Source organism: Pseudomonas abietaniphila (assembly GCF_039697315.1).
Classification (GTDB): Bacteria; Pseudomonadota; Gammaproteobacteria; order Pseudomonadales; family Pseudomonadaceae; genus Aquipseudomonas; species Aquipseudomonas abietaniphila_B.
Genome location: NZ_CP155619.1, coordinates 232,826 through 257,951, shown reverse-complemented (window position 1 = coordinate 257,951; position 25,126 = coordinate 232,826). Strand labels below are relative to the sequence as shown.

Genomic DNA, 25,126 nt, shown 5'->3' with positions numbered 1-25,126 from the left:
TCCGTTTTTTTGGGTGCTGCTGAGGTTATTGTTTTGGCCTGAGGACAGAAGCGTTCCATCTTGCCCGGAACGCGGAGTGACTGAGCCGCATCTATCGCCTGACGCACTGCAATCGCGGGCAAGCGCGCTCCTACAGGTCTGCGTAACACACGGTTATCTCTTCCAATCCAAACACTGGCACGCCGTGTGCTGTCCTGAATGAACCAGGGTTGTTGAACAATCCCGATCTTTCAGGAACCAGGAGATTGCCATGTACAAAGATTACCCAGCCGCCTATCAGGTCAGCAAAGGCGCTGCGTTGCAGGTCGATACGGCGTTCTACGAGCGTATTCGCGAGCGACAGGACGGTCGAACGCTGGTCGAGCAGTTCGAAGTGCCGATTCGCACCGGCCGCGCCTGGAAGGTCAAGGCCGGTCAGGTGTTCCGTGTGACCACGCCTGTGGGGCCGCAGGTCGGCGATTTCAACGTGTGGAATGCCCACGATCCCCGTGAGCGCATGTGGGCATCGCGTACCCGTCAGTTACAAGGGGCGCACGTGACCACTCATGATCGCCTGTGGTCGAACCTGCCGTTCCTGCGGCCGATGGTCACGATTACCGATGACAGCCTGGCGAGCTACGGCATCGACGAGCACGGCGGCCGCTTGCATGACCTGCTCGGGACTCGCTGCGACCCGTACGTGAACAAGATGCTGACGGGCGAAGATTTTCATCATCACTGCCACTCGAACCTGACCCGTGCCGTCTTGCCGCATGGCCTGACCGAATTTGACGTGCACGATGTGCTGAACATCTTCCAGTGCACGGGCCTGAACCACGATGACATGTACTTCATGAAAGCCTGTCCGGCGCAGAAGGGCGATTATCTGGAGTTCTTCGCAGAGATCGACGTGCTGTGCGCGCTGTCGACCTGCCCGGGCGGCGACTTGTCCCTGCCGATGTGGGGCCCCGATGCGCAGGACCCGCTGACGGTCTGCCGTCCGCTGGGCGTGGAAATCTACGACCTTGAGCCGTCGTTGCTGGAAGGTTGGGAACAACCGAAACGCGCGGAGTACAACGGCCTGCACGGCTTGAAGATCGCCAAGGCGCAATGGGAGAAGTAAGTCTTGCGGTTGCAACAAGGTGGGGCTGCTCCGTCCATTTCCTCGGGAAGACCTGAGTCCATGGACGGAGCAGAGCGGGGAAGCGCGGCGGCTGCAGGACCTGTGGGAGCTGCTGGAGGTTACGACAGTGGCGAATGCGCGGGTACAGTCACATCACCGGCCAATGGCACACCGTGTTGATCGTTCCCACGCTCTGCGTTGGAACGCCTGTCAGGACGCTCTGCGTCCAGGTTGACGCAGAGCGTCAGGCACTGCGTTACCACGCGGAGCGTGGGAACGACCAGAACACCAAATCCCTGTGAGCCGGCTTGCTGCGGGCCGCGTTAGGACGAATGCGGTGGATCAGCGGCATCTTTGGCGAATGAACCACCGCCTTCGCTGCCGTCGTAACCTCCGACGTCTCCCACAGTTTTTGCTGTTGATCGTTCCGACCGCGCAGAAGGATTTGAGTCCATGGACGGAGCAGGCCGGGTAAGCGTGGCTGTTGCAAGACCTGTGGGAGCTGCTGGAGGTTACGACAGTGGCGAATGCGCGGGCGCAGATACATCACCGGCAAATGACCCACCGCCTTCGCTGCCGTCGTAACCTCGGACGTCTCCCACAGGTTTTGCTGTTGATCGTTCCGACCGCGCAGGCGGATTTGAGTCCATGGACGGGGCAGGCCGGGTAAGCGTGGCTGTTGCAGGACCTGTGGGAGCTGCTGGAGGTTACGACAGTGGCGAATGCGCGGGTGCAGATACATCACCGGCAAATGACCCACCGCCTTCGCTACCGTCGTAACCTCCGACGTCTCCCACAGTTTTTGCTGTTGATCGTTCCGACCGCGCAGAAGGATTTGAGTCCATGGACGGGGCAGGCCGGGTAAGCGTGGCTGTTGCAAGACCTGTGGGAGCTGCTGGAGGTTACGACAGTGGCGAATGCGCGGGTGCAGATACATCACCGGCAAATGACCCACCGCCTTCGCTACCGTCGTAACCTCCGACGTCTCCCACAGTTTTTGCTGTTGATCGTTCCGACCGCGCAGAAGGATTTGAGTCCATGGACGGGGCAGGCCGGGTAAGCGTGGCTGTTGCAAGACCTGTGGGAGCTGCTGGAGGTTACGACAGTGGCGAATGCGCGGGTGCAGATACATCACCGGCAAATGACCCACCGCCTTCGCTGCCGTCGTAACCTCCGACGTCTCCCACAGGTTTTGCTGTTGATCGTTCCGACCGCGCAGAAGGATTTGAGTCCATGGACGGGGCAGGCCGGGTAAGCGTGGCTGCTGCAGGACCTGTGGGAGCTGCTGGAGGTTACGACAGTGGCGAATGCGCGGGTGCAGATACATCACCGGCAAATGACCCACCGCCTTCGCTGCCGTCGTAACCTCCGACGTCTCCCACAGGACTGTGCATGGCGGGACGTATCCCTCAAGCATCCCGCAACAGGTCGTGGGCATTGAGCAGGCCGTAAGCAATTTCCGGGTTCTTCTCAAGACCGCGGCGGATCGCTGCCGGGATCGCCGCGCGGGTCTTGCGGCACATGCCGGGCAGTTCGGCGATGTCGATGACGATGCCGCGCATGCTGCGCACTTCATTGAAGCCGGGCGCAATCGCCAGGCGGATGCCGAGCAGCTCGAACATGCGTCGCTGCATATGTTCCAGATCGCTCAGGCTGGCAATATTTTCCAGACGCTCAAGCAGACGCTTTTCCTCCTGACGGGTCAGGCAGAGGATGCGCATGTCCGTGCCGGGCGTTTCCAGCAGGCGTTCCCGGTCGCAGACGCAGGCGCCGGGCGGGCAGGGTGAGCGAATGGGCAGAGTGGGCGTCATGGGCTCCGATCATAGCGAGGCTCAGGGGCGAATGACAGCCGGCTGTCGGCGCGCAACATGCACCTGTCGGCGCCCACCCTCTGATACCTAATCTGGTAAGGCCAATATGATTAAAAATTAATTGGTCTTGCCAATATCCAAATCGCTGTGTAGCTTTTTCGCAGCAGCGCCGAGTACGTTACAAGGGCCGGCGCATCCAGGATCACAACAACAATAGATCACGCCCGGTCACCCGCAGCCTTTGTCATCATCACTGCGCAGCGTGCACGGTCTGGAGAAAAAGCATGCTCACCGTCGTTTGCGAAACACCCGGTACCCTGCTGGCGCAAGATCGTCAAAAGCCCGAACGCGCGCCTGGCGAAACGCTGGTCAGGATCAAGCGCGTCGGGGTCTGTGGCACTGATCTGCACATTTTCAACGGCAATCAACCGTTTCTCGAATACCCCAGGGTCATGGGGCATGAATTCTCGGGCATCGTCGAGCAAAGCGAGGCCGGCAGCGGCCTGGTGCCAGGCGACGTGGTGTACGTGATGCCGTATCTGTCGTGTGGCGATTGCATCGCCTGTCGTCAGGGGAAAACCAATTGTTGCGTCCGCATTCAGGTGCTGGGCGTGCATCGCGATGGCGCCTTTACCGAATACCTCAGCCTGCCACACGCTTTTGTGCTCAAGGCGAACGGGATCACGCTGGACCAGGCGGCCATGATCGAGTTTCTGTCGATTGGTGCGCATGCGGTGCGTCGATCCGATATTCAGGCAGGGCAGCGTGCGCTGGTCGTCGGTACCGGCCCGATCGGCATGGCGGTGGCCATTTTCTCCCGCTTGCGCGGCGCGCAGGTCACGGTGCTCGACACCCGCGAGGATCGCCTGGCGTTCTGCAAGGAGCATCTGAAAGTCAGTTCGGCCGTGTTGATTGGCGCCGATGACAAGCAACAACTGGAACAGCTGACCCAAGGCGAATTCTTCGACGTGGTGTTCGACGCCACCGGCAATGCCAAGGCCATGGAGCGTGGGTTCGAGTTCATCGCCCACGGCGGCAAATACGTCCTGGTGTCCATTGTGCGCGACACCATCAGCTTCTCCGATCCCGAATTTCACAAGCGCGAAGCCACACTGATGGGCAGCCGGAACGCGACGGTCGAGGACTTCCGTTACGTGGAACAGTGCCTGCGCGACGGGTTGATTCCCGATGCGGCGCTGAACACCCATCGCATGCAGTTGAGCGAAGTGCCGCAGCGCTTTCAAACGCTGCTCGACCCGGCGCAAGGCGTGGTCAAGGCGATCGTCGAGTGCTGATCGCACCCATCGGGCAGAGATAAACGTCTGTGGGAGCGAGTTCATTCGCGAAAATGTTTCAGGCGCGACTTGTGTGGCGGCGTCACCCCGGTATCGCGAATGAATTCGCTCCCACAGGTTCTCGAGCGCCGAATGGGTGGCGCGCATCACTTTGAAAGGGACACTGCATGAACCCTCCCGTTTCAACCCCGATTCTGCAATTTGGCACCAGCCGTTTCCTGCAAGCGCATGCCGACCTGTTCATTTCCCAAGCGCTCGCCAAGGGCGAGGCACTGGGCAAGGTGACGGTCGTGCAAACCACCGCCAGTGCCGACAGCGCGCAACGTGTTCAGGCCTTGGCGAGCGGCGCCGGTTATCCGGTGCGGATCCAGGGCACGGAAGGCGGGCGCACGGTGAATGAAGAGTACTGGTCGTCGTCCATCGCGACGGCGCTGAATGCCGGGCGAGACTGGTCGCAGCTGCGTCAGGCCATCGTGAAAGACGTCGAGGTGGTGATTTCCAATACCGGCGACAAAGGCTATGTGCTCGATGCGGCAGACTCCGCTGACCGGCTGGCGGCCAACGCGCCGGCACCCGTGAGCTTCCCGGCCAAATTGCTGGTCTTGCTGCATGACCGCTGGTTGCTGAATCCACGCGGCGCGCTGTCGTTGTTTCCCTGCGAGCTGGTGACGCGCAACGGCGACGTGCTGCGCGACCTGATCATTCGCCTCGCGACGGAGTGGCGCATTGAGCCTGCGTTCATCCATTACTTGCGCGACACCTGCCGCTGGGCAAACTCACTGGTAGACCGCATCGTTTCGCAGCCCATCCAGCCCGTGGGTGCGGTGGCGGAGCCGTACGCGATCTGGGCCATCGAGCGGCAGGACGGGCTGCGACTGCCCTGTACGCATCCCTGCATCGTGGTCACCGACCAGCTGGACCAATACGAGCAGTTCAAGCTGTACATGCTCAATCTGGGGCACAGCTGGCTTGCCGAGCGCTGGCGGGTCGACGGGCGTCCAGCCCAGGAAACGGTGTACCAGGCCATGGCCGACTCAGCGTTGCGTCAGAGTCTTGAGGCGCTATGGGAGGAGGAAGTACTGCCGGTGTTTGCAGCGAAAGGAGAATTGGCGCAGGCGCGGGATTATCTGGCCAGTGTGCGCGACCGTTTCCTCAATCCGTTTCTGCAACACCGCATTGCCGACATTGCGCAGAACCACGAGGAGAAAAAACGTAGGCGGTTTTTGCCGGTGGTCGAGCAGGGAGGAAAGATTCCAGGTTTGTTGCAGTCCCGGTTGAAGCAGGCATTGGCAACTTAGGCCCGAAGGCATGCAGCGGTGGCGACTCTTAGCGCCACCGCGGGGCTGCGTCACCGCGGGGCTGCGTCACCGGGGCTCAGTTGCAACCCTGTCGGAACACCAGCGCCTTCAAACCGCCCCCGGCCTCCGCGTCGGCAAACTCCGGGGGATTGTCGAGTCGCTGCTCGAAGCGCAGGCTCGGCGCTTCTCGGGTCACGCCTTCAACCAAGAAGTCGGCGCCCAATGCCGGGTCGTTCATGCACGCCAATACAGTGCCGTCGGCGCTCAACAACTCCGGCAACTTGCGCAGCACGCGCTGGTAATCCTTGGTCAGCAGGAAGCTGCCTTTCTGGAACGACGGCGGGTCGATGATCACCAGGTCATAAGGGCCACCGCTTTTCACTTTGCCCCACGACTTGAACAGCTCATGCCCGAGAAAGCTGACCTTGCTCAGGTCATGGCCGTTCAGGCGATGGTTGTCGCGGCCTCGGCTGAGCGCCGCACGGGACATGTCCAGATTGACCACGAAATCCGCACCGCCTTCGATGGCCGCCACAGAAAAGCCGCAGGTGTAGGCAAACAGGTTGAGCACGCGTTTGCCCGAGGCATTGGCGCGCACCCAGTCGCGGCCATAACGCATGTCGAGGAACAGCCCCGTGTTCTGCTTCTTGCCGAAATCCACGAGGTAGCGCAAGCCACCCTCGGTCAGCGTCCACTCGTCCGGCATCTCGCCAACCAGCGCTTCGGTCAGGCTGTCCGGCAGGTAACGGTGTTGCAGCAACAGGGTGTGCGCCTGGCTGGTCTGCCAAGTGGGCGTCTGAACGAGATCATTGAGCAGGCGCTTCAGCGCGTCGAGGTCTACGCTGGCAGGTTCCTTGAACAGCGACACCAGCACGACGCCTTGCATCCAGTCGACCGTCAGTTGCTCCAGCCCCGGCCAGCGTCGACCACGGCCATGGAACAGGCGACGGGTTTCCGCGGGCGCAGGGGCGAGGGCGGTCAGCAGGTGTTCGTTGAGGGTGTTCAGCGCGTCGGCATTCATCGGGTGGCGGCGGGTCGGTAATGAGAAAGGGCGGCATTCTAAACCCAATCAGGGGGCGAGCGTCTGCAACGCGTCGAGGACCTGCCTCAGGGCCTTGTTCACCGGTTTGTCCTGACGCAACACCACGCCCAGCGTGCGACTCAAGGTGGGCATCAGCCCCTGAACCTGCAGGCCTCTTTGGTGATGGGGCGTTTCCACCGACATGCGCGGCACGATGCTGTAACCCAAGCCGGCCGCGACCATTTCCTTGATGGCCTCGATACTGCCCAGCTCCATCACCGGCTTGATCCGCAGCCCCGCTTGCAGGAACCACTCATCGATCAGCAGGCGGGTGCTGCTGCCGGCTTCAAACACCACCAGGGGCAGATACAACAGTGAACCGGGCGTGACATCCGCTGGAAGGGACTGGTGCTCGGCGCTGAAAATCGCCACGAACTCATCGTCCATCAGCGGCGTCACCGACAGGCTCCGACCGGCCGCGGGCAGAGTGACCAGCGCAAGGTCCAGGCGATTCTCCTCTACCGCACGCAAGATGCCGTCGGTGTTGCCGGTACTGACGCGCACATCCAGCGCCGGAAACTGCCGACGCAAGGTTTGCAAAATGGGCGGAAGGAGATGGATGCAGGCCGTTGCGCCCGTGCCGATAGCGACTCGCCCGGCGACGCCCTGCGCATGGCTCGACAGGTCAAGCAAGGCATCTTCGACCACGGCATCGATTCGACTGATGTGCTCCAGCAGCGTGCTGCCGGCAGACGTCGGCTTGATGCGTTTGCCAACGCGCTCGACGAGGCGCAGGTTCAACCGTTCTTCAAGCAGGCGAATGTGCAGGCTCACGGCCGGTTGAGTCAGGCCCAGACGCACCGCTGCAGCGGAAAAGCTGCCGTGGTGAATGACATGAGCGAAGGTGTGAAGGTGATTGAGATTGAGCCGCTGCATGCCAAAGTTTTACTGATGCTGAGGATGACGAATCATAGCTTTGTTTTGGAATGGCGGCGCGTCATCATCGCTCATCCGCCTTTATCTTGATCCAGAAGAAGACCGCACATGCCCCACGACCTTATCTTGCGCGACGCCCTCGAAGACGACATGCCTGCCGTGCAGGCAATTTACGCCCATCACGTGATTCATGGCACAGCCAGCTTCGAACTGGAGCCGCCGACCCTGACGCAAATGTGTCAGCGCCGCACGGACGTGTGTGGCCATGGCCTGCCTTATCTGGTGGCGGAACTTGAGGGCGAGGTGGTCGGCTACGGTTACGCAACGCTGTATCGGCCGCGTCCGGCCTATCGTTTCACCGTGGAAGATTCCGTGTACGTTCGAGAGGGCATGGCTGGCAAGGGCATCGGTCGAGCCTTGCTGGCGCAGATCATTGAGCGTTGCACTATGGGTGGTCGTCGACAAATGGTTGCGGTCATTGGCAACAGCGAAAACACGGCCTCGATCCGCCTTCACGAGTGTTTGGAATTTCGTACTGTTGGCGTGTTCCAGTCGGTCGGCTTCAAGCACGGCCGTTGGCTCGACACGGTGTTGATGCAGCGCGAACTGGGCGAGGGCGCAGATAGCCTGCCACGTGGCTAGGCGGGCGGCGGGCTCACGAAAAGACGCCGCACAGTGGCTGGACACCGCGCCGACTGGTTGTGTCAGTCGACAGCGATGCCTCTGATAGGTGTATTACGTAATACTCGTACCTGTGCATGCCCAATCGGCTTTCAGCTGATCGGGCGTTGCTCCGCCTGGTCGTGATCGTCGGCGTGCTCAGTCGCTGGATGGCGTTGCCGCTCCGTTGAACCGGTTCTGGTCTTAAAGGTTTCGGGAACACCCAGCCACAGCAACACGAACGCGACGGCGGCGATGGCCGCCAGCGTGAGAAACGCAGCGCTGTAACCGGCTTCGCGAACCACCAGACCCGCCAGGCCATTGCTCAGTGCCGCGCCCAGACCGAATACCGTCGAGATCGCACCCAGGCTGACGTTGAAGCGTCCGGTGCCTTGCGTCAGGTCCTTGACCACCAGCGGCAGCAACGCTCCGAAAGCCCCGGCGCCGATCCCGTCGAGCAACTGCACGCCGACCAGCCAGTACGGATTGTCCGAGAGCACATACAGCACCCCCCGCAGCGGCAGGATCACAAATCCCGCCATGAGCAGCGGCTTGCGTCCCCAACTGTCTGCCTTCGCACCCACCAGCCAGGCCACCGGCACCATGACCAGCTGAGCAGCCACGATGCAGGCCGAGGTGAGCGGCGTGGCCAGTTGAAGGTCGATCTGTGACAGCTTCTGGCTGACCAGCGTCAGCATCGCCGCATTGGCCAGGTGGAACAGGCCGCAACAGATCGCGAAGACCAACAATGGCCTGTTGTTCAGCAGCGTCGCCCATCCGCTCGGTTGCTCGTTCGCGCCCTTGTCACTGGGGTCGAAGCCCCGGGCCACCTCGTGGTCGATGGCATGACCGTCGACGAAGCTCACCGCGACGATACTCGCTAGGGCCATGAACGCCATCAGATAAAACACCGCGATCGGCCCGAACAACCAGGAGCAGCCGCCTGCCAGCAGCGCCGCGCAAGCGTTACCCGCATGGTTCCAGGTCTCATTGCGGCCGGTACGCCGGGTGAACGCCTTGGGACCGGTGATTCCGAGGGAAATCGCCGCAATGGCCGGCGCGAAAACGGACCCCGCGATGGCGCTGAGCGATTGGGTGATAGCGACCCAGGTGAAGCTGTGGATGAACGGCAGCACCACGCACCCGGCGGTCACCAGCAAGGCCGCCACGACCACAACCATTCGCTTGCTGCGGGTGCGGTCAATCAGCGCACCCGCTGGCGTCTGGGTGATCAAAGCGGCTATACCAGCCAGGGTCATCACCAGCCCGATACTGGCCGGGTCCCATTTGTGCACAGCCAGCAGGTAGATCGCGAGGTAAGGACCGAGTCCGTCGCGAACATCCGCCAGGAAAAAGTTGAGGCCGTCCAGTGAACGGTTGTTACGAAGGTCTGAGTGACGCGCGGCGGATGGGCTGTTCAAGAGGGGGCTCGGGGTCAGCGCTCGTGCAACCGGAATGGTTGCCGCTCTTGCTTAATGACCGGGCGCCGTTGAGTTGGTTCGACGGCCCTTGAGCAACTGTTACCGGTTCAGTAAGGGACTTTATTGCCGCGACATTTGAATCGAGAACGGCGCAGGCATAAGCTTCGCGCCATTGATATCGTCCGGATGCGTCAGCCCGGTCGTTTTTCGGAAACTTTTCATCAGGAATTGCCATGTCCAGTCTGTTTCCCGCCGCCCGTCCACGTCGCCTGCGCAGCAACGCCAACTTTCGCGCGTTGTTCCAGGAAACCGAATTCACGCTGAACGATCTGGTGCTGCCGATCTTCGTCGAGGAAGAAATCGACGATTTCGTGCCGATCAACAGCATGCCCGGCGTGCGTCGGATCCCCGAGTCGAAGCTGGCCCAGGAAGTGGAGCGTTATGCCCGCGCCGGGATCAAGTCGGTGATGACCTTCGGCGTATCCCATCATCTGGACGCCACCGGCAGCGACACCTGGCAGGAAAACGGTCTGGTGTCGCGCATGTCGCGCACCATCAAGGACGCCGTGCCGGAAATGATCGTGATGTCCGACACCTGCTTCTGCGAATACACCGACCATGGCCACTGCGGCGTGATGCACGGTGCACATGTCGACAACGATGCGACCATCGAAAACCTCGGCAAGCAGGCCGTGATGGCCGCGCGCGCGGGCGCCGACGTGATTGCCCCGTCGGCGGCGATGGACGGCCAGGTCAAGGCCATTCGTGCCGCGCTGGACGCAGCGGGCTTCACCCAAACGCCGATCATGGCGTACTCGACCAAGTTCGCGTCGTCGCTGTACGGCCCTTTCCGTGAAGCAGGCGGTTCGGCGCTCAAGGGTGACCGCAAGAGCTACCAGATGAACCCGATGAACCGCCGCGAAGCCCTGCGCGAGTCGCTGCTGGACGAGGCCGAAGGCGCTGACGCCCTGATGGTCAAGCCCGCGGGCGCGTACCTGGACATCATTCGCGATATCCGTGAAGCCTCGAACCTGCCATTGGCGGCGTATCAAGTGAGCGGCGAGTACGCGATGATCAAATTTGGCGCCCAGGCCGGCGCCATCGACGAAGGACGCGTGGTCCGTGAAAGCCTGGGCGCGATCAAACGCGCCGGCGCAGACCTGATCTTCACGTACTTCGCGATGGACCTGGCGCTGAGCGGGATCTGATTCATACGCAGCAGAGAGTCTGTGGGAGCTTGCTGGCGAATGCGTTGGGTTAGGGCCTTCGACGGTGAATGACCCACCGCATTCGTCCGAAGTGCGGCCCATACCCTCGTAACCTCGGACGTCTCCCACAGGGAGCCGGGTTGATGCGCGAACCTGTGTCCAGACCGCAGACCTGTGGGAGTGAGCTCGCTCTGGGCGGCATTCCGACGAATGCCGGGGCACATCCGATGAACCTTTCAGGGATGGACCCGGTGTTCGTGAACGCATTCACGCTCACAGCGTTCGGTCGATCGACATGTCCGCTATCCCTGCCAGTCTTTGCTCGCCTCGGTCAGCATCTCCTCGATCAACACGCCGAAACGCTGACTCAGCAGGCTTTGCGGCCGGTCTTCCGGCAGCAACAGGTAAGTGGAAAAACGGATCTGGGGCAGGAACGGGCGGGTTTCGATGCCCATGTGCAAATACTCCAGCGCCACCATCGGGCTGACGATACTCACCCCCAGTCCCAGCGCCACCAACGAACACACGGTCGCGGCATAGGGCGTTTCCAGGTTCAGCTTGCGGTATTCCTTGTCGCCTGCGAACGCCCGATCCACGCGGGTTCGCGAGCCGTCATTCAGCGACAGCGAAATGAATTCCTCGCCTTTCAGATCCTCCGGCTTGACCGCCGTCAGCTCGCCCAACCGATGCCCCGTAGGAAACACGCAGACTCCCGGCACGTCGCAGATTTTCTGCGTGCGCACGCCAGGCATATCCTCGCCGACATAGGACGCCAGCCCTACATGGCAGAACTGCGAGGCCGCCCAGTGCGCAACCATCGGCGAATCGCTGGTGTGGATCGAGATGGCCGCGTCGGGGTTCTCCTGACGAAAGCGCTGGATGATCTTCGGCAAAACGGTCAGCGACAGCGACGGCACTGCAGCGATGCGCAATTGCCCGGTACCTCCACGGCGGATGTTTTGCGCTGAAGTCTGCAGGCTTTGCAAACCGATGAAGGCCCGCTCCACATCGGCGAACAGCGCTGCGCCCTCGTCGGTGGGCAAGAGGCGGCCACCCACACGTTCGAATAATTTAAAGCCACTGGCCCGTTCCAGTTGCGCAATCAGGCGGCTGATATTGGGTTGCGAGGTGTGCAGCGACTCGGCTGCGGCAGTCATTGAGCCGCTCAACATCACGGCACGAAAGGCTTCGACTTGTTTGAAGTTCATGGCAGACCATATCAATTTGGTATGGATGACCAATGTATTGTCATTTGTTGGCATGAGCCAGAGGCTTTATAACTGTTTTCGACATCGAAGCTTCCGCGCAGACGGACTCGATGTTCAAGCGTATCTGGCGTCTCAGGCCGCGCTGTAAACCCGCTGTTCTCTGCCCTTGAAATCGTTGCGTGACGTCACGTGGTGTGGCGCCGCGCTGGTAGGTAACCAGGAGGCAATATGTCGTTCTCATCCAGGCTGTTTTCGCTAAGCGTATTGGGCCGTGCACTTGCGCTCTCATGTGTCTCGCTGACAGGCATCGCACAGGTTCACGCGACGGAGCTGCCGCCAGTGCCCGATGAAATAAAGGAAGCCGGCCAACTCCGTGCCGGGGTGCGGTGCGACCAACCGCCTTACGGTTTCCAGAACGGCAACGGCGAGTTCGCCGGGGTTGAGGTGGAAATGTCCAGGCAGATCGCGCTGTGGGCATTGGGCTCTAAAGACAAGGTGACCTTCACCTGCGTCACCGCCGAGAACCGCGTTCCGCAGCTGTTGGGACGTAAGGTCGACTTCCTCATCGCGACCCTCGGTGTCACGCCTGAGCGTCAACGGGTCATCGACTTCACCACACCGTATCGCTGGGGAGCGAGTGACGTGGTGGTCAAGAAAGACAGCCCGATCAAGTCGATCAAGGACCTCGACGGCAAGACCCTCGCCACGCTCAAAGGCTCGGTACAAGCCAAGTGGTTCGAGGATCACATGCCTCAGGTCAAGACCCTGCGCATGAACAGCGCCGCCGATGCCTTGCAGACCTTTCGCCAGGGCCGCGCTGATGCCTATACCCATGACGCCGCGACACTGGTGGTGGTGGCCGCGAACGACAGCGATGCACGCTTGATCAACGAGCCGTTCCAGATTTCCGACGCCGCCATCGGCGTGCGCAAGAACGACGAGCCATTACGGGACTACCTCAGCGCCGCCGTAGCGAAGATGCACGAGGACAAACTGTTCGGCGGCTGGGTGCGTCAGTACGTACCGGAAAACATTCAGAGCTATTACCTGAGCGTATTCGAGCAAGCCAAACCCGCTGAAACACTCTGATCGGGCGCTGTCATGGATTTCGATTTCAATTACCTGATCGCGCAATGGCCTGCGCTGCTCGACGGTGTCCTGATGACACTCCGGGTCTCGCTGCTCGCCATCGCCTTCTCCCTGCTGATCGGCATCTTCGGTGGTGCGGCGCGGGCGATGCGGATTCCGGTGCTGGCGCAGGTCGTAGTGCTCTACGTCGAGCTGATCCGCAACACACCGATTCTGGTGCAGCTGTTCTTCATCTTTTACGGCCTGCCAGCGATAGGGCTCGAATTGTCGCTGTTCTGGTCAGGGGTGTTCTGCCTGTCATTGTGGGCAGGGGCCTATCAGGTAGAGAACATGCGGGGCGGGTTGGCCACGGTGGAGCACAAGATGCGCGAGGCGAGCATGGCCTTGAGCCTCAAGCCTTATCAGTACCTTTATCTGGTGGCCTTGCCGATCGCATTCCGTACCAGTCTGCCGGCTGTGCTGAATACCGCGATCTCACTGCTGAAAAACTCGTCGTATCTGCAAGCCATTGGCTTGGCGGAACTGACGTTCGTGGCGGTTGATCGGATCGCCACGGATTTCAGGGCGATCGAAATGTTCAGCGCGATCTGCGTGATGTACCTGACCCTGGTGGCGATCCTGGCGCTATTGACCGGACGCCTGTCTGCCCACCTGCAACGACCTTTCAGGCACTGAGGTTCCGATGAATTTTCTGATCGAGAACTGGGGCTTCGTGCTCAAGGGCTTGTGGATGACCGTGCGTCTCGCGCTGGTGATTCTGCTGTTTACCACGATGATCTCGGCCCTGTTCGGCGTGCTGGCGACCCTGAAGAATCGTCTGTTGCGCTGGGTTATCCACGGTTACGTCGAGCTGTTCCGCTCAATCCCGCTGATCGTCAATGTGTTCTTCATCTTCTTTGGCGCCCCGATGCTCGGGCTCGATTTGAGTCCATTCGCGGCGGTGGTCACGGGTCTGACGTTGTGGGGCAGCGCCAACGGGATCGAGATCGTGCGCGGTGGTCTGGAATCGGTATCCCGTCACCAGTGGAAAAGCGCGTGGACCCTGGGGCTGCGCCCCTGGCAGATCTACCTGCATGTGATTGCGCCGCAATCGATGAAGGCGATTCTTCCTGCATATACGGGGTTGCTCACCATGTTGGTGCAGGCCACTTCTCTGGGGGCGCTGGTCGGCGTCGGCGAGTTTCTTAAGGTCGGCCAGATCATCGTCGAACGCTCGACCGTCATGACCGGTGTCAGCCCTGCGTTCAGTGTCTACGGGCTGGTGCTGCTGGTGTACTTCGTCATCTGTTCATTGCTGAGCTGGCTCAGCCGTTATCTTGAGCGTCGCCTGGGTCGTCCGGCGATGCGCGTAACTCGTCAAGGGGTTTGATCATGCAAGAATCCAAAGTCAGTCGTCGCCTGAAGGAAACCACCGCCCCTGAGGTCAACGAGTACATCTACCGGCCGCGTCTGGAAGGGTTTGCCGATGGCTTCATCAATCTGGGCAACGTTAACAAGGCGCACATCGTGATGCTCGCCGAGCAGGGTCTGATTCGTGGCGAACACGCCACTGCGCTGGCCAAAGGCGTGCTGGACATGGAAGCCGCCGGGCCAGGCGAGGTGACGCTCGACCCTTCCCGCGAAGACGCCTATTTCAACTACGAGGCGCACCTGATCGAGCAGATCGGCACCGACATCGGCGGCCGTCTGCACACCGGGCGCAGCCGCAACGACATCCTCGCCACCCTGGATCGCCTGCGTTGCCGGGAAGTGCTGATGAGCCTGATCGACGTGCTTATCCAGACCCGCCAGACCGCCTTGAACAATGCTGAAGTCTTCGCCGAAGTGGTGATGCCTGGTTACACCCATTTGCAGCCTGCGCAGCCGATCACCTACGGCTATTACCTGTCGGCGGTGGAGCAGGCCCTTGAGCGCGATTGCAAACGCCTGACCCAGACCCTGGAAAACATGAATCAAAGCCCACTGGGCGCCGCCGCGTTTGCGGGTACGCCGTTCGACATCGACCGTGCGCGCACGGCTGAACTGCTGGGTTTCGACGGGTATCTGGACAACGCACTGGACGCCGTCGGCTCACGGGATTTCATTCTGGAAAGCCTGTCCCATCTGAGCCTGTTGTCGGTGTTCTGGAGCCGGGTGGCTCAGGATTACTTTGTCTGGAGCACCCACGAGTTCAGCCTGATCGACTTCCCGGACAGCGTGGCAGCGACGTCGAGCATCATGCCGCAGAAAAAAAACCCGACCGTGCTCGAATACCTCAAAGGGCGTACCGGGCATATCGTCGGCCTGCTGATGGCAGCGAGCGTGACGGTCAAGGGCAGCAACTTTTCCCACACCGGCGACGCCAACCGCGAAGGCACTCGGGGTTTCTGGGAGGCGGCGGAAGAAACCCTGCGTTGCCTGAAACTGCTGGAACTGGTGCTGCGCACGGCCATCCCCAACGCTGACCTGGCGGTACGTCGTGCCGGGGAAGATTTCTCTACGGCCACCGGGCTTGCCGACCTTATCGTGCGTGAGGCCGACCTGTCGTTCCGCGAGGCCCATCACGTGGTCGGCGCGGCCGTGCGCATGGCCATGGACGCGGGTTTACCGGCGCACCGCATCGACACAAACATGGTCGACGCCTGTGCCATGGCGCAACTGGGGCACGCTTTGAATTTGCCGGCGCATAAGGTCCGCGAATGCCTGGACCCGACCGCCAACGTGCAGTCCCGGGATTCGGCCGGTGGCCCGGCATTGTCGTCACTGCGCCCAAGCCTGCAGCGGGCCAATGCGCGCTTGCAGGTGGAGCGTCTGGCCAATCAGGCGCGACGGGATCGCCTGTCGCTCGCGCAGGACAAACTGCAAGCCGCCACGCGTGCGCAGGCCGGCCTATGAAAAGCATGTTGACGGTGCGTGGATTGCACAAGCACTTCGGCGAGGTCGAGGTGGTCAAGGGCGTCGACCTGGACGTTGCGCAGGGCGAGGTGGTGGTCATTATTGGCCCTAGCGGTTCGGGCAAGTCGACATTCATTCGTTGCCTCAACAGTTTGGAAGAGCCTTCGGCAGGCAGCGTGGTGGTGGAGGGCGGCGACTCGGTACGCGCCGACGACCGCAAAGCCATGGCCCGCTTGCGTGAAGACATCGGCATGGTGTTTCAGGATTACACCCTGTTTCCGCACATGACGGTCATGGCCAACATGATTCTGGCGCCGGTCAAGGTAAAGAAGCAAAGCAAGGCCGATGCCCAAGCCAATGCGCTGGCGTTGCTGGATCGCGTTGGGCTGCGGCACAAGGCCGATGGCTATCCGAGCGAACTGTCGGGCGGGCAGCAACAGCGTGTGGCGATCGTCCGTGCGCTGGCGATGAAGCCTCGCCTGCTGCTCTTCGATGAGCCGACTTCAGCGCTGGATCCGGAAACCGTCGGCGAAGTGCTGAACGTGATGAAGGGCTTGGCGGCGGAAGGCATGACGATGATCGTAGTGACTCACGAGATGGGCTTTGCTCGTGAAGTGGCGGATCGGGTGGTGTTTTTCGATGCCGGCAAGATCGTCGAAATGGGCCCGCCAGCGCAGATTTTCTCTGCACCGGAGCACCCTCGAACCCGGCAGTTCTTGCAGAGCGTATTGCATTGAGCGCTGTCTGAAGCTTCCGCCGAGTTTCTGCGCGATGGGCGTGGGAGGCGCCCCGTGTGGCGCTCCCACAACTTTCGACCAGCATCAATGGCGTTTACACAAGCGCCAGGTCTTCATCCGCCGCAAACGCCTCCACCAGAAAATCCACGAACGCGCGAATCCGCGCCGACTGTCTGCGGTTCGCCGGTGACACTGCGTGAATGGGCAGGGAAGAGTGCGTGTAGTCTTCCAAGACCCGGATCACCCGGCCGGCTTCAATGTCATCGCGGTACAGCCACGACGGCGACAGCGATATCCCCAGCCCGCTCAACACCATCTGCCGGATCGCCTCGCTGTTGTTGCTGCGCACGTTCCCGCTTACCTGCACCTGATACTGACCTGCGTTGAACGTCCAGGTGTCGAACTGCTCCAGCAGGTTGAACAGGATGCAGTTGTGCCGCGTCAGATCATCCGGGGATTGCGGCGCGTGGTAGTGCTTCAGGTACGCGGGCGATGCCACCGTCAGCCGGCGGGTCAGGCCGATCTGACGGGCAATCAGGCTGCTGTCCTTGAGGTCCCCGATCCGCAACGCAACGTCTACGCCTTCACTGACCAGGTCGACATTCTGGTCGCTGAGTTGCAGGTCAATCGTGACGTCCGGATAACGCTGCAGAAAACGGTGCAACCGAGGCGCGATCTGTAATCGGCCGAAGCTCACCGAAGAGGCGATGCGCAACGGCCCCGCGACGCCTTCGCGACCGGTCTGAAAGCTGTGCTCGGCATTGTCCACGGCCGCCAGAATCTCGCGGCATTGCTGGTAGTAACGCTGCCCCTCATCGGTGAGTGACAACTGCCGGGTGCTGCGTGCAATCAACCGTCCGCCCAGACGCTGCTCCAGCGCGCTGATCTGCTTGCTGACGGTGGGCTGCGTCGTGCCCAGCTCGCGCGCCACTGCCGAAAAACTCCCCCGTTCGACAACCCTGACAAATACGGTCATGGCTTCAAGCGTGTCCATCGCGGCCTCAGTTAGTGGTTTTATGGAATGAATACTATAGCTATTTGGCGGCTTATCGGAATTCTAGTTTGGGCACAGACTGGCCTCATCACCCGATACCGGGTCACTGAATCGGAGAGCACCATGAGCACTCATCCCCGTAACACCATGCAGGCCGCTGTCGCCGTCACACATCAACAACCTCTTGAAGTCCAGACCCTGCAGAAACCGTCGCCCGGCGCAGGCCAGGTGCTGGTGCGGGTGGTGGCTAGCGCTGTCAACCCGCTGGACACCAAGATCAGCGCAGGCAAGGGTGGCCATGCCAGACAGTTGCTGCCAGCGGTCTTGGGCATGGACGTGGCCGGCGTGGTGGAATAGGTCGGCGCAGGCGTGACTGCCTTTGCGGTCGGCGATGAAGTCTACGGCATGGCAGGCGGCATCGGCGGCCATCAGGGCGCGCTGGCGCAGTACATCGCAACGGATGCCGATTTGCTGGCTCGCAAGCCGAGCAACCTGAGCATGCGCGAGGCCGCTGCGCTTCCCTTGATCTTCATAACGGCCTGGGAAGGACTGGTGGACCGCGCCAACGTGCGCAGTGGCCAGAAAGTCCTGATTCACGGCGGCGCTGGCGGCGTGGGGCATGTCGCGGTGCAGATTGCCAGGGCCCGAGGCGCCGACGTGTTCGCCACCGGGTCGGCACACAGCCGCGCTGCCATCGAACGCTTTGGCGCCATCGCCATCGATTACCGCAGCAACTCCGTCGATGACTATCTGACGATGCACACCCACGGCGAGGGTTTCGACATCGTTTATGACACCGTGGGCGGCAGCACGCTGGACGCTTCGTTCGCCGCCGCCAAAACCTACACTGGGCATGTGCTGAGCTGTCTGGGTTGGGGCGAGCATGTGCTGGCACCGCTGTCGTTTCGTGGCGCCACCTATTCCGGCGTGTTGACCCTTTTGCCTTTACTGACCGGGAAGGGGCGCAAGCACCACGGGGAAATCATGGCCGAGGCCACGCGGATGGCCGAAGCCGGACAACTCCGGGTGATACTGGACGAGCAGCGCTTTACCCTGGCGGACGTCAATCAGGCGTATGAACGCGTCAGCCGCGCAGGCAACCAAGGGAAGGTGGTCATCGACATCGCCTGATGGATGCCAGGTCGGGTTAGGCTGTCGCGGTCTGGCCCGGTGTATCGGATGCGTCGTGTGCTTCTCGCCAGGCGTCCAGCCCGCCGACCAGTGCCTTGCCCCGTGTCAGGCCATGTGCGCGCAGTTTCTGCGCCAGGAGAGCGGCCGACAACTCGTTCGGGCAAGCGCAATAAAACACCATGTCGACGTCGGTCAGTTGCTCGAGCCAGGGCTCCAGCGGCTCTTCAAGACTGATCGATACCGCGCCGGGAATGCCTTCGACCACGGCGGTATGAAATTTGGGGCGCACATCGATGACCACGGGCGCGTCCTCCGAGTCACGCAGGGCAAGCAGTTCGGGCACGGTAATGCGTGGCACTTTCGAGGTGCGAGACAAGAGGTGCCGACGCTTCCAGTATTTCCAGCCAATGAACAGCCCGAGAGCGGCCAGCACGCCTGCAATGGCGATGGGCAGATAGCCGGCCAACAGGCTTAGCAGCGGAATGATGGCGTCGGTGAACAGCATGCCCAGCAGCAGCGCCGAGCCGGCCCATATGAAGGAGCCCGCGAGGGAGTAACGCATGAACGTAGCGATCGGCGTACCGTTCATGCCCGCCACTGTAGTGACCAGAGCACCCGCGCCGGGCAGGAATTTCGACAGCAGCATGGCGCGCGGGCCGACGCGGTCGTAGACGTTCAGGCCCTGACGAATGCAGGTGTCCTGGGACAGAGAAATTTTGCAGATGGATTTCAGCAGCACGCCGCCATAACGTTTGCCCGCCCAATACCACAGACCATCGGCGATAAGGCAGGCGAACATGGCGACCAGCACGCCTGCGCCCAGCAACGGCTTGCTTTGCATGGCCAGCGCGCCGGTGACGATCAGCGTCGGGTACGCCGGGACCGGCAAGCCGATCTGCTCCAGCAGCACGTTGACGAACACCAGCAGCAGACCGTGGCTTTCGTTCAATTGCTGGAGTTCGTTCATGGCGGGTCGCTCCACAGAATACGCAGGTAAAAACGGCGCAAGAAAAAGGGGTGTCAGTACCGTCGCCTGAACACCCCTTTGTGTCAACGCCGAATGTGCGTCAGCCGAGCATCTCGATGGCGGCGGCAACGCCTGCGCCATATGCGGGGTCAGCCTTGGTGCAGTTGTCGATGTGACGCTGCTTGACCACCGCCGACGCACCGCTGATAGCGCGAGCGGTGTTGTCGAACAGCACCTGCTGCTGCGCCGGGGTCATCAGGCGGAACAATGCGCGAGGCTGCGAGTAGTAGTCGTCATCGTCCTTGCGGAAATCCCAGTTCGCTGCCGCGCCATGCAGCTCCAGCGGTGGCTCGGAAAAGTCCGGTTGTTCGACCCACGCACCCTTGCTGTTGGGCTCGTAGCCGATGGTGCCGCCGCCGTTGCGGTCCACGCGCATCTGACCGTCGCGGTGGTAGCTGTTGACTGGGCACTGTGGCGCATTGACCGGGATCTGATGATGGTTGACGCCCAGGCGGTAGCGCTGTGCATCGCCGTAAGAGAACAGACGACCTTGCAGCATCTTGTCCGGCGAGAAGCTGATGCCGGGTACGACGTTCGCCGGGTTGAAGGCAGCCTGTTCCACGTCGTGGAAATAGTTTTCCGGGTTGCGGTTCAACTCCAGCGTGCCGACTTCGATCAACGGGTAGTCCGCGTGCGGCCAGACTTTGGTGAGGTCGAACGGATGGATCTTGTACGTGTTGGCGTCCTGCTCCGGCATGATCTGCACGAACATCTTCCACTGCGGGAAGTCGCCTTTTTCGATGCTGTCGTACAGGTCGCGCTGGTGGGTCTCGCGATCACCGGCCACCAGATCGGCCGCTTCCTGATCGGTGAGGTTCGCGATGCCTTGCTGGGTTTTCAGCGTGAACTTGACCCAGAAGCGCTCGTTTTGCGGGCTGATGAAGCTGAAGGTGTGGCTGCCAAAACCGTGCATGTGACGATAGGACTTGGGCAGGCCACGGTCGCTCATGACCACGGTCACCTGGTGCAACGCTTCAGGCAGCGAACTCCAGAAATCCCAGTTGTTGTCGGCGCTGCGCATGTTGGTGCGCGGGTCGCGTTTGATTGCGTGGTTCAGGTCCGGGAATTTCAGCGGGTCACGCAGGAAGAACACCGGCGTGTTATTGCCCACCAGGTCCCAGTTGCCTTGCTCAGTGTAGAACTTGATGGCGAAACCACGGATGTCGCGCTCGGCGTCCGCAGCGCCGCGCTCACCGGCCACGGTGGAGAAGCGAATAAAAATGTCGGTTTGCTTGCCGATGTCCGAGAACAGCTGCGCTTTGGTGTAGCGGCTGATGTCGTGGGTCACGGTAAAGGTGCCGAAGGCGCCAGACCCTTTTGCGTGCATGCGACGCTCCGGGATGACTTCACGGTCGAAGTGGGCCAGTTTTTCCAGCAACCATACGTCTTGCAGCATCAGCGGGCCGCGTGGGCCGGCCGATTGGGAGTTCTGGTTATCGACGACGGGTGCGCCCGCCACGGTGGTGAGTTTGTTCATTATCAGGCTCCGGTTAGGGACGGTTAGTCTCGCTGGATCAACGGACATGTTCTTGGACGCTCGTGCGCCTTTTTTCGTGTTGCTTGCTCACGTCCAAGGTCCATGGACCTTGAAGTAGAGCGGTTCAATGCATCTGAGGGATGACTGCCCCATTCATTTGAATATTCTTTCCGCGCAGATCTTTTCATTCGAATCGAGTGAGCGTAGCCCGTTCTTATTAACAGGTGAAATTCATGACGCGAACATGACCCATGCCTGATCGGGAAGTAAAAAAAAGCGCCCGTTCAGGGCGCCAAAGGGAGGAGAGAAACGGCACGGCGAGTGGATTTACAGACGGTGACTGTCGGTGGCGGTAACGGCCAGGAGCCCCGGGCTTTGTGCCCATACTTCCATGGTCGAAAACCAGGTATGTGGACGGGTCGGCTGGCGGCACTCGCTGGTGAACGAGGCGCCGGACGGAATGTCCAGCTTGATTTTGCAGATCAGTTGATTGGTGCGGTACAGCAACTCACTCACCAGATTGGCGGTGGCGTAATCGCCCGCGTCGACGGCTTTGTTCATGAAGTGCTGTGCACGGGTGGTCAACGTGGCCAGATGTTGTGACAGCTGGTGGATTTCCTTGAAGCACTCCCGAAAACCCGGAGCCTGCTCGGCGTCGGGCAGCGACAGTGCAGGCAGCAAGTCCTGACTCGTGGTCCCATCGAAACCGTGAATTTTGGCCCGCAAGAACACCATGAATTGCTGGGTCGATTGATCGAGGCCCTTGAACAGTTGCTTGAGGGCCTGGTAATTCAGCTTGCGCAAACGCCAGCGCACTTCCCGGGCGAAACCTCCCACCTGCTCGGTCGTGCGCAGGTGTTCATCCAGCAACTGCAGAAACGCCTCACGCTCGTGACCGTGCAGGGTGGTGTACAAACCGTGGGCATCGGCGGCGAATTCGGCGTTCAGCCCGGGCCGTGGATCGAGTTCGGCAAACATGATGAATCTCCTCACAGTGTGCTTCGACGGGCCTGTCCGTTACGGTCTGTTTCCCACAGCTTGAAGAGGGATCGGCCTGGGCGACAGGAATGACTTAAAGGTATTCCTGCCGACGGCCGAGGTCACTTGTACCTAGGTACCACGGGCTGATACGTAGGTTTTCGGCGCTCATACTTTGGTTTGTTCACCCGCCTGTGAGCAGCCGTTGCGAGCCAGAATCAACCCCCGGCAACCTACTGCCCGGTTTTCAACAACACCGGCTGCTCGCTGTACCGATCGGCGAACAACTGCTTCAGCTGACCGACCTTGGGCAAGTCGTTGATCACGATGTAGGGGTAGGTCGGGTGGGTGGTCAGGAAGTTCTGGTGATAATCCTCGGCCGGATAAAACCCGTTGTACTGTTCGATCTTGGTGACAATCGGTGCGTTGAACGATTTGGCGGCATCGAGCTGGGCGATGTACGCCTGGGCCACGGCCTGCTGCTCCGGTGTCTCCGGGAAAATCGCCGAACGGTATTGAGTGCCGTGGTCCGGACCCTGACGGTTCAGCTCGGTGGGGTTGTGGGCGACCGAGAAGAAAATCTGCAGCAGTGTGCCGTAGCTCACCTGGGTCGGGTCGAAGGTCACTTCCACCGATTCGGCGTGCCCGGTGTCACCTTCACTGACGCGCTCGTATTGCGCGGTGTCGGCCTTGCCGCCGGCATAACCCGAAACGACTTTTTTCACCCCTTGCACATGCTGGAACACGCCCTGAACACCCCAGAAGCAGCCGCCAGCGAGCACCGCCGTTTCGCTGTGCGAGGTGCTGACTGTCTCGTCCTTTTGCGGCGGCGCGATGCGCACTGCATCTTCGGCACCGGCAAAGGAGCAGGCGGCGGTTTGCAGCAGCACGGCCCCGGCAAACAACCGCAGGCCGTTGCGGCGCCAGGCAGGCAACGCAGCGGTAAAACCGGAAACACTGAGCTTTTTCATTTCTGACACTCCTGAAACGGGAACGGAATCAACCGAAGGTGAAGGCGTAAGCGGACACGCCCGGATCGCTGAATTCGATGGTGAAGGTGTGGTCGGCAACATCGCCGGATTGACGTACGAGCTGATACAAACGTTGTTCGGTCACGGTGCCGCTGCCGTCTGGCGCCACATCGGTGCCGTGGGCGTCACCCGGCATCTGGCCGTCGATCATCACTTTGAAGCGCACCGGCTTGCCGTCGCTGCCGGGGCCCAGCACCAGGTGCAGATCACGGGCGTGGAAGCGGTAGACAATCTTGCCGTTCGCAGCCGCGAGGCTGGCGCGTTCGGCGCCGATGGTCCATTGACCGTCCAGGCCCCAGTGGTTGAGTGCCAGGGTGTCCGGCGTGCTGTAGCGGGTAGCCTGGTCAGCCTTGGCACCGCCCGGCGAGACAAAGTTTTCGGCGCGTTCCAGGCCCAGGTAGGTTTCTGGCGACTTGACCTCGCCCATGTCTGCGGCCTGCTGCACACCCTTGCCGTTGGCATCTATCAGGTCGGTGGTGATCTGGCTCTGGCCTGCTTCGCGCAGCAGTTCCTGAATCACGCGCTCGGACTCGTCGTAAGCGCCTTCACCAAAGTGGTGGTAGCGGATCCGGCCCTTGGCGTCGGCGAAATAGTGGGCAGGCCAGTATTGGTTGTCGAAGGCGCGCCAGATCTTGTAGTCGTTGTCGATGGCCACCGGGTAATGAATGCCCAGATCGGCCATGGCCTTGGTGACGTTCTTCACGTCGCGTTCGAACGCGAACTCAGGGGCATGAACGCCGATCACCACCAGGCCCTGGTCACGGTATTTGTCGGCCCAGGCTTTGACATAGGGCAGGGTGCGCAGGCAGTTGATGCAGGAGTAGGTCCAGAAATCCACCAGCACCACTTTGCCTTTCAATTGTTCGGCGGTCAGCGGGGCGGAGTTCAACCACTGCACGGCGCCATCGAGCGAAGGCAGTTGGCCTTCGACCGGCAGACTCGACGTGGTGTTTTTCGCGGCCATCATCATTGCCCCTGAAGCCTGCATGCTGGCGCCGCCTTCGTCGCGACCGGGGATGTTTTGCGCCATCATCGCGCCGCCCTGCATGACGTTGCTGTCGGGCTGGGTACGCCCGGTCAGCCGACCCACCAACGACTGTTCCAGGCCGCCGGTCGATGCCGTCGACACGCGGGCCAGAATGCCGGTGTCCAGCCCCAGCGCGATGGCGGCGACACCTGCCAGCATGGCAGCACCCAGCCCGCGACGAATCCACTCACCGGCACCCAGTGAGCGTTTCATCGCCGTGAACACCTTGCCGCCCAGCAACAACGCAAGGGCCAGGGACGTTGCAGCGCCTGCAGCGTACGCCAGCAGGAGCAAGGTGGTGCCGATGCTGGCGCCTTGCAATGCCGCGCCGGTCAACACCAGACCGAGGATAGGCCCGGCGCACGGCGCCCACAGCAGGCCGGTGGCGACGCCGATCATGAACGATGCCCACGGGCTGGGTCTGGCGTCCACGCCCGCGTTTTCGGACAAACGACTGCCCGCGGCCACCAATGGCCGGGTCAGGCGCTCGGCGAGCTTGGGCAGCAGCAGCGTGAGGCCGAACAGCGCGACGAAAATCAGCGCCAGACCGCGTCCGTACTGATTGAGCTGGACGACCCAGCCACCGCCGACCGCCGCCAGGGTCGCCACCAGCGCAAAGGTCACCGCCATGCCCACCAACAAGGGCAGGCCACTGCGCACGAACGGTTGGCCGGTGCGGGCAAAGACAAACGGCAGCACCGGCAGGATGCACGGGCTGACGATGGTCAGCACGCCGCCGAGATAGGCAAGGATGATCAGGAGCATGGGAGTGGGTCCATTCAAATGTGAATTCGATAAAAT

The 25,126-nt window shown here is 61.3% G+C and carries 21 protein-coding genes and 1 pseudogene; 11 read left to right on the top strand and 11 right to left on the bottom strand.

Going from position 1 to position 25,126, the window contains the following annotated elements; genetic code table 11:
- Positions 1–250: 250 nt before the first annotated feature.
- Positions 251–1,102 (top strand): urea carboxylase-associated family protein, encoded by an 852-nt coding sequence (locus ABDX87_RS01030; RefSeq protein ID WP_346831162.1) that lies wholly within the window; start codon positions 251–253, stop codon positions 1,100–1,102.
- Positions 1,103–2,511: 1,409 nt separating this feature from the next.
- On the opposite strand, the gene ABDX87_RS01025 is transcribed toward ABDX87_RS01030, so the two are convergent.
- Positions 2,512–2,913 carry a hypothetical protein gene (locus ABDX87_RS01025; RefSeq protein WP_346831161.1) on the bottom strand — a complete coding sequence of 134 codons (402 nt, stop codon included), beginning with the start codon at positions 2,911–2,913 and terminating at the stop codon, positions 2,512–2,514.
- A gap of 284 nt (positions 2,914–3,197) precedes the next feature.
- Here ABDX87_RS01025 and ABDX87_RS01020 point away from each other — a divergent pair, with 284 nt between their 5' ends.
- Complete coding sequence (locus ABDX87_RS01020) at positions 3,198–4,208, top strand: zinc-binding alcohol dehydrogenase family protein (protein ID WP_346831160.1); 1,011 nt, start codon at positions 3,198–3,200, stop codon at positions 4,206–4,208.
- Positions 4,209–4,375: 167 nt separating this feature from the next.
- Positions 4,376–5,506: a mannitol dehydrogenase family protein gene (locus ABDX87_RS01015; RefSeq protein WP_346831159.1), complete on the top strand. Its 1,131-nt coding sequence runs from the start codon at positions 4,376–4,378 to the stop codon at positions 5,504–5,506.
- A 76-nt stretch (positions 5,507–5,582) separates the two neighbouring features.
- Here ABDX87_RS01015 and ABDX87_RS01010 read toward each other — a convergent pair whose 3' ends face one another.
- Together ABDX87_RS01010 and ABDX87_RS01005 are read right to left on the bottom strand one after the other, a co-directional pair.
- A complete protein-coding gene (locus ABDX87_RS01010) occupies positions 5,583–6,527 on the bottom strand; it encodes a class I SAM-dependent methyltransferase (protein WP_346831158.1) in 945 nt (314 codons plus the stop codon).
- A 48-nt stretch (positions 6,528–6,575) separates the two neighbouring features.
- On the bottom strand, positions 6,576–7,463 hold the full coding sequence (locus tag ABDX87_RS01005; protein ID WP_346831157.1) for a LysR family transcriptional regulator: 888 nt from the start codon (positions 7,461–7,463) through the stop codon (positions 6,576–6,578).
- Between the two features lie 108 nt (positions 7,464–7,571).
- On the opposite strand from ABDX87_RS01005, the gene ABDX87_RS01000 reads away from it, so the two are divergent.
- Positions 7,572–8,105: a GNAT family N-acetyltransferase gene (locus ABDX87_RS01000; RefSeq protein ID WP_346831156.1), complete on the top strand. Its 534-nt coding sequence runs from the start codon at positions 7,572–7,574 to the stop codon at positions 8,103–8,105.
- Between the two features lie 131 nt (positions 8,106–8,236).
- Here ABDX87_RS01000 and ABDX87_RS00995 read toward each other — a convergent pair whose 3' ends face one another.
- Positions 8,237–9,544: an MFS transporter gene (locus ABDX87_RS00995; RefSeq protein WP_346831155.1), complete on the bottom strand. Its 1,308-nt coding sequence runs from the start codon at positions 9,542–9,544 to the stop codon at positions 8,237–8,239.
- Between the two features lie 233 nt (positions 9,545–9,777).
- Between ABDX87_RS00995 and hemB the strand changes: the two genes are divergently transcribed.
- Positions 9,778–10,752, top strand: a complete 975-nt coding sequence (hemB, locus tag ABDX87_RS00990) for a porphobilinogen synthase (RefSeq protein ID WP_346831154.1) — start codon at positions 9,778–9,780, stop codon at positions 10,750–10,752.
- A 302-nt stretch (positions 10,753–11,054) separates the two neighbouring features.
- Here hemB and ABDX87_RS00985 read toward each other — a convergent pair whose 3' ends face one another.
- A complete protein-coding gene (locus ABDX87_RS00985) occupies positions 11,055–11,960 on the bottom strand; it encodes a LysR substrate-binding domain-containing protein (RefSeq protein ID WP_346831153.1) in 906 nt (301 codons plus the stop codon).
- A 228-nt stretch (positions 11,961–12,188) separates the two neighbouring features.
- Between ABDX87_RS00985 and ABDX87_RS00980 the strand changes: the two genes are divergently transcribed.
- From ABDX87_RS00980 to ABDX87_RS00960, 5 genes are read left to right on the top strand one after another with little or no spacing between them, the layout of a single operon-like run.
- On the top strand, positions 12,189–13,049 hold the full coding sequence (locus tag ABDX87_RS00980; protein ID WP_346831152.1) for a transporter substrate-binding domain-containing protein: 861 nt from the start codon (positions 12,189–12,191) through the stop codon (positions 13,047–13,049).
- 12 nt (positions 13,050–13,061) lie between these two features.
- The gene (locus ABDX87_RS00975; protein ID WP_346831151.1) at positions 13,062–13,724 is read left to right on the top strand and encodes an amino acid ABC transporter permease; all 663 of its coding nucleotides are present in this window, start codon (positions 13,062–13,064) and stop codon (positions 13,722–13,724) included.
- 7 nt (positions 13,725–13,731) lie between these two features.
- Positions 13,732–14,418 (top strand): amino acid ABC transporter permease, encoded by a 687-nt coding sequence (locus tag ABDX87_RS00970; protein ID WP_346831150.1) that lies wholly within the window; start codon positions 13,732–13,734, stop codon positions 14,416–14,418.
- Between the two features lie 2 nt (positions 14,419–14,420).
- Complete coding sequence (gene argH / locus ABDX87_RS00965) at positions 14,421–15,923, top strand: argininosuccinate lyase (protein ID WP_346831149.1); 1,503 nt, start codon at positions 14,421–14,423, stop codon at positions 15,921–15,923.
- Positions 15,920–16,660 carry an amino acid ABC transporter ATP-binding protein gene (locus tag ABDX87_RS00960; RefSeq protein WP_346831148.1) on the top strand — a complete coding sequence of 247 codons (741 nt, stop codon included), beginning with the start codon at positions 15,920–15,922 and terminating at the stop codon, positions 16,658–16,660. Before argH ends, ABDX87_RS00960 begins: the two co-directional genes overlap by 4 nt.
- A gap of 94 nt (positions 16,661–16,754) precedes the next feature.
- On the opposite strand, the gene ABDX87_RS00955 is transcribed toward ABDX87_RS00960, so the two are convergent.
- Positions 16,755–17,654: a LysR family transcriptional regulator gene (locus ABDX87_RS00955; protein ID WP_346831147.1), complete on the bottom strand. Its 900-nt coding sequence runs from the start codon at positions 17,652–17,654 to the stop codon at positions 16,755–16,757.
- 147 nt (positions 17,655–17,801) lie between these two features.
- Here ABDX87_RS00955 and ABDX87_RS00950 point away from each other — a divergent pair.
- Positions 17,802–18,785: pseudogene (locus tag ABDX87_RS00950) on the top strand (zinc-dependent alcohol dehydrogenase family protein).
- A 16-nt stretch (positions 18,786–18,801) separates the two neighbouring features.
- On the opposite strand, the gene ABDX87_RS00945 reads toward ABDX87_RS00950, so the two are convergent.
- The 5 genes from ABDX87_RS00945 to ABDX87_RS00925 all read right to left on the bottom strand — a co-directional run bounded on the left by ABDX87_RS00945 (position 18,802) and on the right by ABDX87_RS00925 (position 25,090).
- Positions 18,802–19,752, bottom strand: a complete 951-nt coding sequence (locus ABDX87_RS00945; RefSeq protein WP_346831146.1) for a VTT domain-containing protein — start codon at positions 19,750–19,752, stop codon at positions 18,802–18,804.
- A 100-nt stretch (positions 19,753–19,852) separates the two neighbouring features.
- The gene (locus tag ABDX87_RS00940; RefSeq protein WP_346831145.1) at positions 19,853–21,289 is read right to left on the bottom strand and encodes a catalase; all 1,437 of its coding nucleotides are present in this window, start codon (positions 21,287–21,289) and stop codon (positions 19,853–19,855) included.
- 327 nt (positions 21,290–21,616) lie between these two features.
- A complete protein-coding gene (locus ABDX87_RS00935; RefSeq protein WP_346831144.1) occupies positions 21,617–22,267 on the bottom strand; it encodes a hypothetical protein in 651 nt (216 codons plus the stop codon).
- A gap of 233 nt (positions 22,268–22,500) precedes the next feature.
- Positions 22,501–23,238 carry a peptide-methionine (S)-S-oxide reductase MsrA gene (msrA, locus tag ABDX87_RS00930; RefSeq protein WP_346831143.1) on the bottom strand — a complete coding sequence of 246 codons (738 nt, stop codon included), beginning with the start codon at positions 23,236–23,238 and terminating at the stop codon, positions 22,501–22,503.
- A gap of 28 nt (positions 23,239–23,266) precedes the next feature.
- Complete coding sequence (locus tag ABDX87_RS00925; RefSeq protein ID WP_346831142.1) at positions 23,267–25,090, bottom strand: cytochrome c biogenesis protein DipZ; 1,824 nt, start codon at positions 25,088–25,090, stop codon at positions 23,267–23,269.
- Between the last annotated feature and the right edge of the window lie 36 nt (positions 25,091–25,126).